The organism is Streptomyces yaizuensis (assembly GCF_034961445.1).
Classification (GTDB): Bacteria; Actinomycetota; Actinomycetes; order Streptomycetales; family Streptomycetaceae; genus Streptomyces; species Streptomyces yaizuensis.
The window spans coordinates 148,625-161,800 of sequence record NZ_BSBI01000006.1 but is presented as its reverse complement, the minus strand read 5'-3'; the positions used below and the strand labels follow the sequence as shown (position 1 = coordinate 161,800).

12 protein-coding genes are annotated in these 13,176 nt (G+C 73.8%); 8 read left to right on the top strand and 4 right to left on the bottom strand.

Features of this window, described 5'->3' with window-relative positions; translation table 11 throughout:
- The first annotated feature begins 76 nt into the window (after nucleotides 1-76).
- From SYYSPA8_RS16500 to SYYSPA8_RS16475, 6 genes are all read left to right on the top strand, one after another.
- On the top strand, nucleotides 77-787 hold the full coding sequence (locus SYYSPA8_RS16500; RefSeq protein ID WP_323447940.1) for a DUF4232 domain-containing protein: 711 nt from the start codon (nucleotides 77-79) through the stop codon (nucleotides 785-787).
- Between the two features lie 234 nt (nucleotides 788-1,021).
- Nucleotides 1,022-2,293, top strand: a complete 1,272-nt coding sequence (locus SYYSPA8_RS16495; RefSeq protein ID WP_323447939.1) for a cation:proton antiporter — start codon at nucleotides 1,022-1,024, stop codon at nucleotides 2,291-2,293.
- Nucleotides 2,294-2,494: 201 nt separating this feature from the next.
- Nucleotides 2,495-3,109, top strand: a complete 615-nt coding sequence (locus tag SYYSPA8_RS16490; protein ID WP_323447938.1) for a DUF5994 family protein — start codon at nucleotides 2,495-2,497, stop codon at nucleotides 3,107-3,109.
- Nucleotides 3,110-3,193: 84 nt separating this feature from the next.
- On the top strand, nucleotides 3,194-3,475 hold the full coding sequence (locus SYYSPA8_RS16485; protein WP_323447937.1) for a hypothetical protein: 282 nt from the start codon (nucleotides 3,194-3,196) through the stop codon (nucleotides 3,473-3,475).
- A 54-nt stretch (nucleotides 3,476-3,529) separates the two neighbouring features.
- A complete protein-coding gene (locus SYYSPA8_RS16480; protein WP_323447936.1) occupies nucleotides 3,530-3,820 on the top strand; it encodes a S1 domain-containing protein in 291 nt (96 codons plus the stop codon).
- A gap of 22 nt (nucleotides 3,821-3,842) precedes the next feature.
- Nucleotides 3,843-3,968, top strand: coding sequence for a hypothetical protein (locus SYYSPA8_RS16475; RefSeq protein ID WP_323447935.1), 126 nt, complete (start codon nucleotides 3,843-3,845; stop codon nucleotides 3,966-3,968).
- Here the strand turns inward: SYYSPA8_RS16475 and SYYSPA8_RS16470 are convergent.
- Complete coding sequence (locus tag SYYSPA8_RS16470) at nucleotides 3,962-6,766, bottom strand: hypothetical protein (protein WP_323447934.1); 2,805 nt, start codon at nucleotides 6,764-6,766, stop codon at nucleotides 3,962-3,964. The genes SYYSPA8_RS16475 and SYYSPA8_RS16470 overlap by 7 nt on opposite strands.
- Nucleotides 6,767-6,951: 185 nt before the next feature.
- Between SYYSPA8_RS16470 and SYYSPA8_RS16465 the strand changes: the two genes are divergently transcribed.
- Both SYYSPA8_RS16465 and SYYSPA8_RS16460 read left to right on the top strand, forming a co-directional pair.
- Nucleotides 6,952-7,095: a hypothetical protein gene (locus tag SYYSPA8_RS16465; RefSeq protein WP_323447933.1), complete on the top strand. Its 144-nt coding sequence runs from the start codon at nucleotides 6,952-6,954 to the stop codon at nucleotides 7,093-7,095.
- A 196-nt stretch (nucleotides 7,096-7,291) separates the two neighbouring features.
- Nucleotides 7,292-9,496 (top strand): FG-GAP repeat domain-containing protein, encoded by a 2,205-nt coding sequence (locus SYYSPA8_RS16460; protein ID WP_323447932.1) that lies wholly within the window; start codon nucleotides 7,292-7,294, stop codon nucleotides 9,494-9,496.
- A 132-nt stretch (nucleotides 9,497-9,628) separates the two neighbouring features.
- Here the strand turns inward: SYYSPA8_RS16460 and SYYSPA8_RS16455 are convergent, their stop codons facing one another.
- The 3 genes from SYYSPA8_RS16455 to SYYSPA8_RS16445 all read right to left on the bottom strand — a co-directional run bounded on the left by SYYSPA8_RS16455 (nucleotide 9,629) and on the right by SYYSPA8_RS16445 (nucleotide 13,122).
- Complete coding sequence (locus tag SYYSPA8_RS16455) at nucleotides 9,629-10,066, bottom strand: RNHCP domain-containing protein (protein ID WP_323447931.1); 438 nt, start codon at nucleotides 10,064-10,066, stop codon at nucleotides 9,629-9,631.
- A 22-nt stretch (nucleotides 10,067-10,088) separates the two neighbouring features.
- Nucleotides 10,089-10,454, bottom strand: a complete 366-nt coding sequence (locus SYYSPA8_RS16450) for an RNHCP domain-containing protein (protein WP_323447930.1) — start codon at nucleotides 10,452-10,454, stop codon at nucleotides 10,089-10,091.
- Nucleotides 10,455-10,821: 367 nt separating this feature from the next.
- Complete coding sequence (locus SYYSPA8_RS16445) at nucleotides 10,822-13,122, bottom strand: MMPL family transporter (protein WP_323447929.1); 2,301 nt, start codon at nucleotides 13,120-13,122, stop codon at nucleotides 10,822-10,824.
- Between the last annotated feature and the right edge of the window lie 54 nt (nucleotides 13,123-13,176).

Genomic DNA, 13,176 nt, shown 5'->3' with positions numbered 1-13,176 from the left:
TCCCTCCTACTGATCGACCAACCACCGTGAAGTCGGGGTCACTTCGGTCCCGACCATCGATGTCCAGGGGGATCTCATGTCCGACAACCGACGCAAGGCCTTCCTCGCCTCCGCCGTCCTCGTGTGCAATCTCGTACTGATGACCGCGTGCCAGGGTCAGGAAACGGACGGGATCACGGGAAGCGGCGCCGCGCAGGGTTCCTCGGCCGCCACCCCGGCTGCCACCCCGGCCGGCTCGTCGGCCGGCTCGTCGGCCGCAGACAGTGGTCAGGGCACCACCAAGGGCACCGCCAAGGGGGCCGACGCGACGGGCGAGGCAGCGGGCGAGGAGGCCATGGGCGCGGCCGGTTCCGGCTTCGACACCGGGAACGGGAAGCGGGTGCCGGTCGAGCAGAGCTGCGGTGCCAACGACATCTCCTGGAGCACCAGGTCCGAGAGCCAGGCCGGCGGGTACATCCTGGTCGTCGCGAAGGCCAAGTCGGGAATCAGCTGTTACCTGCCCGCCGCGCTTCCGACCGTGGCGTTCGGCTCCGACGGCACCCAGGCGGGTCCCGCGGAGCAGAGCGCCGGCCGGCAGATCAAGCTGGGTGGCGGCACCACCGCCTACGCCGGGGTCAACCCGAAGACCACCGGCGGAAACGGGGGCAAGCAACTGGACAGCATCATCGTCGGCGTCGGAAACGACGACCCCAACCCCGTCTCCCTGCCGGTCGGCCCCATCGTCGTGGATCGCCCGGTCGTCACCAACTGGCACACCGACGCGGCGGACGCCGTTCCCCTCGGCTGAACGGACCCCGGCGTCACCAGGAGGGACAGCGGGTCGGCCCGTAACTGCGGTGTGGTCGAACCCGGACCCGGCAACAAGATCTGCGAGAACCAGTCCGGTCCATACGGGGCAACCAGGGGACTCACCGGAGCGCCACCCCGCCCCCGCCCGGGTCTCCGGCCCAAGCTGGCCAGGTACGGGGAGGGGATGGGTTTCCAGCGGCGGCCGGCACGGACGGCCCGTGGAGGAGGACCGGTGAATCCCTGGGCCGTCATCGCGTCGGGCGCCGTGCTCGGCGGCTACGCGACGGTGTCGCGCCGGCTGTCCACGACGGTTCTCTCCGGGCCGATGGTGCTCGTCACCTGCGGTCTGGCAGTCGGCCCCCTGGGGCTCGATCTCATCGACCGCGCCCACGACGCGGAAGTCGTCCGCGTACTGCTGGAGAGCGCCCTGGCCCTGGTGCTGTTCACCGGGGCCGCGGCGGTCCGGCGGCGGGAACTGCACCGGGAGCGCTCACTGCCGGTGCGGCTGCTGGCGGTCGGGCTGCCCCTGACCATGCTGCTGGGATGGCTCCTGGCCTGGGCGCTCCTGCCCGGCCTCGGGGTGTGGCAGCTCGCGCTGATCGGGATCGTCCTCGCCCCCACCGACGCGGCACTCGGGCAGCAGGCCGTGTCGGACCGGCGGGTGCCCGCTCCGGTACGGCACGGGCTCTCCGTCGAGTCCGGTCTCAACGACGGCATCGTGCTGCCCTTCTTCGTCCTGGCCCTCGCGGCCGCGGCCGGCGGGCATGGCGGCGGCCGGGGCCCGCTCGCCGCCTTCCTGCTCGCCCTCGTCGCCAGCAGCGCCGTCGGACTGGCGGCCGGCTGGCTGGGCGCGCGGCTGCTGCGCTGGTCGGCGGCCCGCGACCGGAGCACCCCCGGCTGGCGGCAGATCCTCGTCCTGACCGTGCCCGCCACGACGTACGCCCTGTGTGTCGTGATCGACGGCAGCGGGTTCATCGGGGCGTGGGTGGCTGGCCTCGCCTTCGGTTCCGCCCTGCGCGACAGGACACCGGCCGGCCGCCCGCCCGCCACCGACGACGACATCCGGCACGGCGTCGAATTCAGCGACCGGCTCGGCGAGCTGCTGGCCGCGCTGAGTTTCCTGGTCTTCGGGGCCGTGATCCTGGGGCCGACGCTGGAGCGGATCGACGGGCGGATGGTGCTGTACGCGGTCCTCAGCCTCACGCTCGTCCGCATGGTCCCCGTCGCCGTCGCCCTCCTGGGGTCCGGGCTGCGTGCGCCGACCGTGGCCTACATCGGCTGGTTCGGCCCGCGCGGGCTCGCGTCCGTGGTGTTCGGGCTGATCGCCTTCGAGGAACAGCTTCCCGGGACGGAACTCTTCAGCGCCGTCGTCGCCGTGACCGTGGCGTTCAGTGTGTACGCGCACGGGGCGTCGGCCGCGGTCCTGGGGGCCCGTTACGGATCCTGGTACGCGGACGCGGTGCACCGCGTACCGGAACTGCGGGAGAAGGGGTCCGGGCCGTGACGGGAGGGCCGGTGGTGCCTTCATGGTGCCCCCGCCGCCCGTACGGCGGAAAGCCGCAGGTGGAAACCGGTTCAGAGCTGTTGATCAGGCGTACAGTGAAGGTACCGGGAGTACTTCGCACACCGGCTTCCACGCGGGTGTCGTTTCCGGCGATCACGGAGAACCGGGCTGCCGACGGATGGTCCGGGGACAGGTCCCGCCATGACCACCATCCTCGACCGGACCGTGCGCCGTGACGCCGCCACGGAGTCCCCGGCACGCTTGTCCCTCACCCCGAGGACCGCCCTCGCCGGCCGGCTGGACGGCGCCTGGTGGCCCCGTACCCGCGATCTCGAAGCGGAGCTGCCCCCGCTGGCCGCCGCGCTCGACGGGGTCTGGGGACGCATCACGCGCATCGCGGTGAATCCGGCCCGCTGGCCCGTCGTCCCGCACAAGGTGTCCGTCGCCGGGCACACGGTCCACGTGGGCTGGTTCGCCGAGCTGCACCCCGACAAGGTGATCCTGCTGTCGTTCACCGTCGGCCGCTGGGACCTGCTGGTGATCCCGCCCGGGACCGAGCCCGCCGCCGCGGCCCGGCTCATGGGCGCCGCGGCGATCCCGGGGAGCGTCCTCACCGCCGGTGCCCTCATGGCCGAGGAGGCCGCCATCAGCCGCGGGATGCGGGATGCCCGCAGCCGCGAGGACACCTGGGAGACCGAGGGCGGCGCCTGCGTCTCCCCGTACGGGGCCCTCGTCGGGCAGCGGGACCTCCCCGTATCCCGGACACACGGACACATCGACACATGGACACACGGAGGTTCCGGCCCGATGACCTGAATCTCCCGCTGAACGGGGGCAGTCGGCGGGGACGCCTGTGGCGCCCCCGCCGATGTGTCGCCCGCCGATGAAAGGACGCCCACCGTGGAACCCCACGACCCCGGGACACTGCTGCCGACGGCCGGACACGCGGAGGTCCGCATCGTGGCCGCCTCGCCCGACGCGGCCCGCGCGGTCGCCGAAGCCCTGCGGCACTGCTTCGCCGGTACGGAGCAGCGCAGTTACCCCGCCCCCGGCGGCGGCACCCGGCTCCATCTCACCGTCGACACCGGGACGGCGGCGGGACCCGCGCGCTCCTGGCTGGCCACGAGCAGGCCCCCTGTCGGTACCGGGGCGCACGCGGAGGAGTCCCACCACATCGCGTGACGGGGGCACAGGGGGAGCGGTTGAAGGGTGCGGTCCCGGCGTAGGGTCGTCGCCATGGTGACAGCGGTGGTCCGGGAGTGGCGCGACGAGGAAGGGTGGGGCGTGCTCGACTGCCCCGAGACGCCAGGAGGGTGCTGGGGGCACTACTCCGACATCCAGATGGCGGGCTTTCGCACCCTGGCCGCCGGGCAGCGGGTGGAACTGCGCTGGGAGGCGCCCGGGTTCCGGCAGGACGGGTACGCCTTTCGCTCGACGTCCATCACCCCGCTCCCCCCGGCCGCCCCGACCGCCCCGCTCGCCCCGGCCGCGCCGGCTGCCTCACCCAGGCGCCGTAAAAAGCGCTGATCCGGTCCCCTGCCGTGACCGTATGACCGACTCCGCGACACCCCTGCGGACCGGTCCGGCTCTGCGGCTCGACGAGCTGGGCGGCCCCCACCGCCGGGCCGCGGAGTTGGAGCGGCCGGCCGAGAGCACGGACGGGACGGGTCACTGACGCCCCTCACCGGTCCCGGGTGACCTGTGGGCCAGGTGCTCCGGGGGCGCCGCGCTCCACGGTGCGGAGATCGCGCCGCCGGGCTCCCAGCCGTACCGCCGCAGCCGCCGCGCGTCCTCGCTGCGGTCCGCCGACTCCAGCAGCTCCGCGTACTGGATCCAGGCGTACGGGTCACCGGCGCGCGAGGCGTCGTGGAGCCAGGCGAGTGCCTCGTCCGTACGGCCCGCGGCGTGGAGCAGTTCGGCGGCCGTGGAACGCTGATCCGGCCGGCCCTCCGCCGCGAGGCCGTCCGCGCAGGTCCGGAGCCAGACGAAGGTCTCGTCCTCGCCCACGGCCCCGGTCATCAGCCGGGCCGTCTGTCCCAGTGCGTCCGGGTGTCCCTGCTCGGCCGCCCGCCGGTACCGGTCGAGTGCCGACGCGGGTCTGCCCAGTTGTTCGTGGAGCGCGGCCGCCTGTACTGCGGCGTCCCGGTTGCCGGTGCTCTGCGCCTCCGCCTGTGCCTCCGCCTCGTAGATCGCGAGGGCTTCTTCGAGGGAGCCTTCCCGCCGCAGCGCTTCGGCGGCTTCGGCGGTGTCCGGGGCCCCGCGGAGGTGCTCTCCGGCGGCGACCCGTTCCGCCAGATCCGCCAGGGCGGTCAGCTCCCGCGTGGCCTCGGGTCCCGCGCCCGCCGAGGTGGCGGCTCTCCGTATGAGGTCCCGCGACCCGGTGTCCTCGGCGAGATGCGTCACCAGCGCGCCCCAGGCCCAGCGGAAGACCGGGTCCTTCGTCCGGTTCTCGTCCGCCACCCGGGACAGCAGCCAGGCCAGGATGTCGACGCCGCTGTCGCCGCGTTCCCGCATCAGGGCGGCGGTCTGAGCCACGGCATGGCCGCCTTCGGTCTCGGCGTCCCGGCGGTGGTGGACGAGGGCTTCTTCCGTGCGCCCGGTCCCTGCCAGCAGCGATGCCAGCTCCCCGTGGCTCCCGCGGACCCCGGCGTCGACCGCGCGCCTGAGGCACTCCTCGGCCTCCCGCAGGTGACCGCCGGACCGGAGGAGGTGTCCGGCGCTGCTCCAGCTCGCGCTGTGTCCCGCTTCGGCGGCCCGCCTGTGCCAGGCGACGGCTTCGGCGGGCCGGCGGGCCATCTCCATGATCCCGGCCACCCGGCTCATGGCCTCCGCGTCCCCTGCCTCGGCGGGCGGTCCGCACCACAGGAGTGCCTCCTCGTACCGCCCCTCCTCACTCAGCAGCTGGGACACCGTCGGCACAGCGCCCGGCACTCCCGCTTCGGCGGCGGCGGTGAGCAGGCGGAACGCGATCCGCAGATGCCCCCTGTCCCTCGCCGACGCCGCCAGGGCGATCAGGGACCGTGGCGACGCGTGGTCGACCAGGGTGTCCCAGAACCCGGCCGGCGGTGCGCCGGTGCGCCGGGTCCTTCTCCCATGCTGGTCCAGATAGGGCGCGAGTCTGACGCTGCCCGTGCGGACGAGGGGGCGGCCGGGCGCACGGACGGTGAGGTCCGTGAGGGGGCCGCGGGTCCCCCGCCACGGTTCACCCAGTTCCGCGAGCGCGCTGTCGATGTCGCCGTCCGCCACCCACTCGTACTGCTGACCCGTGAGGTAGTGCGGGAGCGCCGCTTCCAGCAGCAGCCGGGGCAGGCCCGTGTCGTGACCCAGGCGGAGGGCGTCCATGGCGGGCTCGATCAGGGCCCGTTGCAGAGCGGTGGCGGTGTCGTACCGGTCCACGAGCGCACGGCCACCGGCGAGATACTGGGTGATCTGCCCCTCTTCCGCGCACTCCAGCGCCTCCCGGATACGGGGGTCCACAGCGGCGAGACGCCTCAGCTCGGGCAGGCCCTCCTCCTCGAAGGTGTCCGGAACCCGGTGGTGCCGGCAGGTGAGGAGAGCGCGCACCGACGCGCGCGGATCTCCCCGCTCGCCCTTCCGGCGCGCCCTGACCAGGGCCGTCCACGCACCGGGCCAGGTCGTGCCCAGGACGAGCAGGGGTCCTCGCGCCGGGTCCGCGAAGGCCTCGCGCAGCCGGGCGGCCGCCTCGGCTCCCCGTTCACCGCTCAGGTAGTCGTGGATCTCGTCGAGCCACAGAACGGTCCGGGGGCGGACACGGTCCAGTGCGGTGATCAGCGCCTCGGCCGGGCCGGGCACCAGCGGGTGCACGAGCCGCCAGTCGGCGGGGAGCAGACGGAGCGCCTCCCAACAGGCTCTCGTCTTTCCCGTGGAGGATCCACCGACGAGTACGGCGATGGCTCCCGCCGCTTCGCCGGTGGCGCGCTGTGCCACGCTTCCCACCACGCCGGCCAGCCATCGGTCGTGCTGTCGCGGGGCGTAGGGCGGCAGCACGGGCAGCGGGACTCCGGCACCAGCACCAGCAGCGTCGATGGATTCCTGTACCTGGAGGGCGAACGGGTCGGTGGCCTCGGTGACCGGCTGTCCGGGACCAGCCGGCCCGGGATGGGCCGCGCGGGCGGACCGGGCCTTCTCCAGCAGGTTCCGCCAGGAGCGTTCATCCGGTTTCTCACCCGCCCAGGAACTCCACAGCCGTATCAGCGCCAGCACGTCGTCACTGTTGCGGTCGCTCGGGACCTGGGGCTCCCTGTCCTGCCTGAGGGGCACCCAGGAGCTGATCCGCTGACCGGCGACCGGTCTGCTGTACGGAGGTCTGCCCAGCGCCTCGCTCGCCTGTCTGCGTGAGTAACCGCGGCCGTCCCGGACGAGCGCGGCCTTCGCACGCCCCTCCAGGTCCCGCAGCTGCCGGCAAAGCTCCCCGGACGCCGACGCCGACGATTCCAGCGGTGGCCGTGTCACCGGCGTTCCTCCCCTTCCGCCCTGGCGTGCCCGCTGCGGGCACCGCGGGCACGTCGCCGACCAGCAGCGTAGACCGGCGTTCGCCCGGTGTGCCCGCTTCCCGGGACGGCGTCCGCGAGAGGGCCGGAGGCTTGGGCGAAGGGCTCGGGACAGGGCCGGGCACACACTCCTCGGGAGGACATGCGATGGCACGGACGACGCGGCACACGCATCGGAGGACCGCCCGCCGGCTCGGGCGGACCGTCCTGTTCGGTGCCGTACGCGGGGCGGCCGCCGCGACGGGATCGGCCCTCGTCACCTGCGGTCTGCTGTGGTGGGGGAGCCGGTGAGCGGACTCCATGTGCCGTGCGCCCGGGGCCCGTTCGCGGCAGGGCGATGGCAAGGTCGTTGTCAGAGGCGGCACCTAATCTGGTCGGAACCGTGTGGGGGAGCACGGCCCGGACGACGGTGTCCGCGCGTTCCTCCATGTCCGCAGCAGGCAGTGGAGGAACCGTGAGAAGAGCCGACGGACGCCCCAGTGGGGCCTTGAGCCGGGCCCTCGGGTTGTCGCTCGCTCCCGTACTGGTCCTGGGGGCCGTCGCCGGGGCCGCGCCCGGGGCCGTGGCCGCGTCGGCCGGAGGCAGTGGGAGCGCCGGGGTGGGTGGGAGCGCCGGGGTCAGCGGGGTCGCGGGGCCGTGGGGTCCTCCCGCCGCGCTGACCGGCGGCAGTGACGGGGTGGGGGTCGCGGAGCTGGTGACCGCCTCCGACGGGACCGTCGTCGCCGTCTGGCACCAGCGGATCACCGGGACGTACGACCTCCAGATCCGGGCGGCGGTGCGGCCCGCGAACAGCTCCGTCTGGGGCGCATCGACGCTCGTCGACACCATGGACCTGCGCGGCGGCTGGCAGGATGTCCGGCTGCTGCCCGCTCCCGACGGCTCCGTGGCCCTGACCTGGCTGCGGACGGGGGATGTCAGGACCGTCCGTACGTCGGTGCTCGCGCCGGGCGCGAGCGCCTGGTCGCCGCCGGTGGACATCGTCAGCGGCGCCGGTGTGGCCGAGCCCGTCATGGCGATCGGTGCCGGCGGGCGGGCGGTGCTGGTCTGGAGCCGGTTCGTCGGGCGGGCCACCGAGATATTCGTCCACGAGCGGGGCAGTGCATCCGGTGGCTGGTCGGCGCCCGTGCGGCTGGACGACACGCCCGCCGAGATCCTGGAGGGCGGCTCGCAGATCCTCTTCGGGGCGGACGGTTCCACCACGGTCCTCTGGAGCGAGGGCGGTCCGCAGGCCAACCGGATCGTCGCGGTCGAGAAGGCGGCCGGTGCGGGCACCTGGTCGGCGCCCCGGGCGCTCTCCGCGCCCGCGACCGTCCCCCATGGGGCGCGGGCCGCGAGCGGGCCCGACGGCACGGCCGTGCTCACCTGGACGACCACGCCCGACATTTCAGGCGGCGAGTCCACCCTGAGGGTCGCCGTGCGCCCCGCGGGGAGCAGCCAGTGGGGTCCCGTCGAGACCGTCGGCCCGGCCGATTCGGCGGTCCGGACGGAGCCGCTCGTCGCCGCGAACGGTGAGATCACGCTCGTGTGGGGGGACAGCGGGGAGAGCGGTTTCGGGGTGCGGACCACCACCCGCTCCCCCGCCGGGGTCTGGTCCCCGGTACGGACGCTGTCGACGCGGCCCGTGCCGGACACCTCCGAGCAGCTGGACGCGGCCATCGGGCCCGACGGGACCGTGCACGCGGGCTGGGTGCAGGAGTCCGAGCCGGGCGGCCCGCCCGGGCGCGCCTTCCGGTACGCCGCGCGGGTCGACGGCGTCTGGACCGCGCCGACCGTGCTCAGCCGCAAGCCGTCGGCCGTGGCCATCGGCCAGGTCACCGGCGGGCCCCAGGGCCGGACCACCGCCGTGTGGCACGAGTCGACCGGGGACTTCACCGGCCAACTGTGGTCGGCGGGGACGGGGCTGCCCGGCCGCAAGCCTCCCGTGCGGCCCGCCGCCCACCGCGACCACGTCGGTGACGACGGATACGTCGACCTCTTCTCCCGTACGGCCAAGGGCGAGCTGACCGTCCACCGGGGCACCGCGTCGGGCACGTTCTCGGCGAAGGTGAAGGGCGGCGTCTGGCCCACCACGTCGACGCTGCTCCCGTTCGACGATCTGAACGGCGACGGGGCCAACGAGGTGCTGGTGCGCGATGCCTCCGGCACCCTGCGGGCCTACCGCCCGGCGCGCGGGGCCGTCGTCACCCCGAAGAGCCCGTCCGTGCGGATCGGCTCCGGCTGGGGGGCGTTCGACTCCTTCGCCACCGGCGACCTCACCAACGACGGCCGTATGGACCTGCTGGCCCGGGAGAAGAAGACCGGCGCCCTGCGGCTGTACGAGGCCGACGGCAAGGGGGCGTTCGCGCCGGCCCGGCGCGTGTCCACCGGGTGGAAGGGGCTGACGCTCGTCGGCGCCGGCGAACTCAACGGCGACAAGCGGGACGACCTCCTCGCCCGGGACGCGGCGGGGGTGCTCTGGCGGTACGAGGGCACGGGCAACGGCACCTTCCGGGCCAAGGTCCGGATCGGGGCCGGCTGGGGCGGCTTCACCTCGATCGTCGGCGTCGGGGATCTGACCGGGGACGGCAGGGACGACCTGGTGGCCCGGGACGCGGCGGGCGTGCTCTGGCGGTACGACGGCACCGGCAAGGGCGGCTTCCGCGCGAAGGTGCGCATCGGCACTGGATGGAAGGGCTACACCGGGCTGTTCTGAGCCCGGCTGGGCTGAGCAGGACTGAGCAGGGCCGGTCAGGGCAGGGCTGGGCCGTTCCGAGCGGGACGGCGGGCGGGCGCGCCCGATGCCCCGGCGGGCCCCCGGAGTCGGGGGTCCGCCGGGGCGGGCGGCTCAGAGCGCGAGGAGTGCGCGGGTCGGGACGGTCGGGGATTGGAGGGGGCGGAGGGCCAGGTGGAGCAGGGGTAGGGGGTTGTCGTCGCCCGCGATGCGGTTGGCGCTCAGTTCGCCGCAGGTCAGACACTGGTGGATGATCATCCATTCGCCGTCCGGGCGGACGGACATGCTGAGGGGTTCCATCCGGCCGTGGCAGTCCGAGGCGCGGTCGCCCGGGATCCTGCGGTCGACATGGAGGCTGGCCAGGCAGTGCGGGCAGTGGTTGCGGTGGGCGGTGCCCGGGGCGGTCAGGGGGACGTCCAGGCGGCAGCCGGCACAGCGGAAGTCGTTCGCGCGGTGGCGGCCGTTGCCGTGCAGGACGTCCTTGTGGCGCTGGGGGCGCCGGGGCCCCGAGCCGGAGCGGGCGCGGGCACGGGCGGGCTTGCGTCGTGGCATGGCGGTGGCTCTCCTTCCCGAGTCAGAGCGTTCCGAACGCTTCGAGCGGGAAGGGTGGTTGGGCCAGCGGGCGTACGGCCATGCGCATCAGGATGAGCTGGTTGTCGTCCGCGCAGATCGGGTTCGAGGTCAGCTCGTCGCAGCGGACACAGCGGTGGACGACCATCCAGTCGCCGGTGCGCAGCACGGCGATGGCGATGGGGGTCATCCGGCCGTGGCACTGGCTCGGGCCACCCTCGACGTGGTCGAGGACATGGCGGGAGTGCAGGCACGACGGGCAGTGGTTGCGCGGCGTGTTGTCGGCGGCGCGGGCGGACACGGTGAGACCGCACCAGGCGCAGGCGAAGGTCTCGATCTTCAGTATGTGCTGAGTGGTGTTGCTGGACACCCGGGGTGCTCCTTGCTGGGAGGTCGTTCATGGCAGCAAGAGCAGGCCGAGTGGCCTCGACGGGCCCGTGGCGGGGCCGGGTCAGGGACCGGGAACACATCCGGCGGCCGCGCCGGAGCGGCGGGGCGCAAGAGACGGACGGTTACGCGGCAGGACGAGGCGCACTCGGCGCGGTCCGGGACATCAAGACACCCTCTTCGATCGGGCCGGAAGCCCGGAACGTAGCGAAACGGAAGATAAGCACAGATAGGTGAGCAGAACGGTAGCTCCTTTGTCAGGCTAGCAGGAGGGGCTCCGGCCGCGTCAACGGAATTAGCGCTGCCCCGGGCCCGTCGGACGGGCCCGGGGCAGCGCTCGCCACCGCTCGTCAGCGCTCGTACGGGGAGGGCGCCGCAGGCGGCTCATAGGCCGGACGCTGGTACGTGGTCGGCTCGTACGCGGTCGGCTCGTACGCGGTCGGCTCGTACCGGGTGGTGGCGGGCGCCGGCGCGGACCCCACCGGTACGCGTTCCCCGGACGCGGCAGGCGCCACCGGCACCCGGGCCGCCGGGCGGCGCGGCCACCAGAAGGCCCGCCCGCAGAGCACCGCCAGCGCCGGGACCAGGACGAGGGAGAGCACCAGCGCCGAGAGCGTGATCCCCAGCGCCGTCGCGAAGCCCACGTCCTGCGTCATCGGGTCCGCCGCCAGGCTCGCGAACGAGCCCGCGAGCACCAGCCCCGCCGTGGTGATGGCCGGGGCCGTGTGCCGGATCGCGTCGGCGACCGCGCGCCGGGTGCTCACCGGGCGTTCCATCTCCTCCTTGATCCGGTCGCTGATCAGGATGTTGTAGTCGGTGCCCAGCGCGACCACGAACAGGAACAGCACCAGCGGCAGCGTGAACATCACCCCCGGCCGCTCCAGCGTGTGCTGGAACAGGAACGTGGACGCCCCCAGGGTCGCCGCGAAGCCGAGCCCGACGGAGAGCAGCAGCACCAGCGGGGCCACCAGGGAGCGCAGCAGCACCAGCAGGATCAGCGCGATCAGTGCCGCCGCGACCGGGAAGACCACCCGCAGGTCCTTCTCCACGGCGGTGGCGACATCGGCGAAGACGGCGGCCGTCCCGGTGATGTGCGCCTCCGTGCCCCGCGGGGTGTGCTCCCCGATCGTGGTGCGCACGGGTCCGGAGATCAGGTCGCGGGCCCGCTGGGTGTCGGACCGTACGGTGAGGGCGACGTCGATACGGGCGGCGTTGCCGTCCTCGTTCATCTCCGGGCGCCCGACCTGGCCCACGCCCTCGGTGCGGCCGACGGCCCCGGCCAGGTCGGCGAGGGCGGCCCGGTCGAGGGTGGCGCCGCTCTCGCTCCGTACGTACAGGGTGTGCCGGTCCGTCGCCCCGGCCGGCAGCGAGCGGGAGATCTCCTCCGCGACCTTCACCGCCTCGGTCCGGTCCCCGCCGCTCGGGTCGTACGTCATCCGCATGCCGAGGGCACCCGCCGACAGCACGCCCAGCAGGGCCAGCGAGAGCAGGACGTACCGCACCGGTCGGCGGGTGACGGCCTCGCCGAGGCGGGCGGCCCGCCCGGCGGCCGGCTCCCGCTTCCAGGCGCGCGCCGGCCAGAACATGCCCCGCCCGGTGACGGCGAGCAGCGCGGGCATCAGGGTGAGGCTGCCCAGCAGCATCACCAGGACCGAGACGGCGATGGCCGGCCCCAGCACCCGGAACTGCCCGAAGCTCGCCACGCCCAGCGTCGCGAACGCGGCGACGATCGTCAGTCCCGCGGACGCGATCGCGTTGCCCACCCGGCCGGAGGCGACGGCGGCGGCCTCGGCGGCCGACTGGTCCGGGTGGGCCCGCAGCTGTTCCCGGAACCGGAAGAGGAGGAAGAGGAAGTAGTCGATGCCGATGCCGAGCAGGACCACATGGGTCAGGGACGGCGTCGAGGGGTCGAGCCGGATGTCGAGGAGCAGCGCCGTGCCCGCCACGGCGCCCGCCGCCGCGCCGCCCACAATGGCCACCGCGATCAGCGGCAGCAGCGCGGCCAGCACACTGCGGAACACCAGCACGTTGAGGAGGACGATCAGGAGGACCGTCAGGGCGCCGATGACCTTCTGCCGGGTCTCGCCCGCGTCCATCGCGTCGACCCTGTCGGCGATCCCGCCGGTGAAGCCGGCCCGCAGGCCGTGCTCGCGGAACTCCTCCTTCGTCGCCGTCCGCAGCTCCCGGTGGACCTCCTGGAGTCCGGGGTCGTTCGGGTTCCCGGTGAGGGACACGGTCAGCAGCTGGAACGTGCCGTCCGGGGCGAGCGGCCCCGGGGTCACCCGGGGAGTCTGCGCGTAGTCCTTCATGAACGGCTCTTCGGACTTCGGGGGCGTGATCCGCCGCTTCCCGAGGTCCGCCGCCGCGGTGGCGACCGCCTCCCGGTCCTGGGGGGTGAGCCGGCCGCCGTCGGTACGGGCCACGAGCAGGGTCGCGGCGTTCCCGTCGGGTGTGACGCCGAACTCCGACTCCGCGATCTCCAGCGCGGCCGCGGAACCGTAGCTCCCGGGCAGGAACTCCCCCGTCCGTGATTCGGTGACGCGGTGCGTCATCGACGGACCGACGACGCTCAGGGCGCCGCCGATCAGTACCCAGACGAGGATCGTCACCCATCGCCTCCGGATGGCGAAGGAGGTGAGTCTGCGGACCATGTGGGTTCTCTCCCGGGTGTCGGGCAGGGGCGGATGGACTCCTTCCAGGTCATC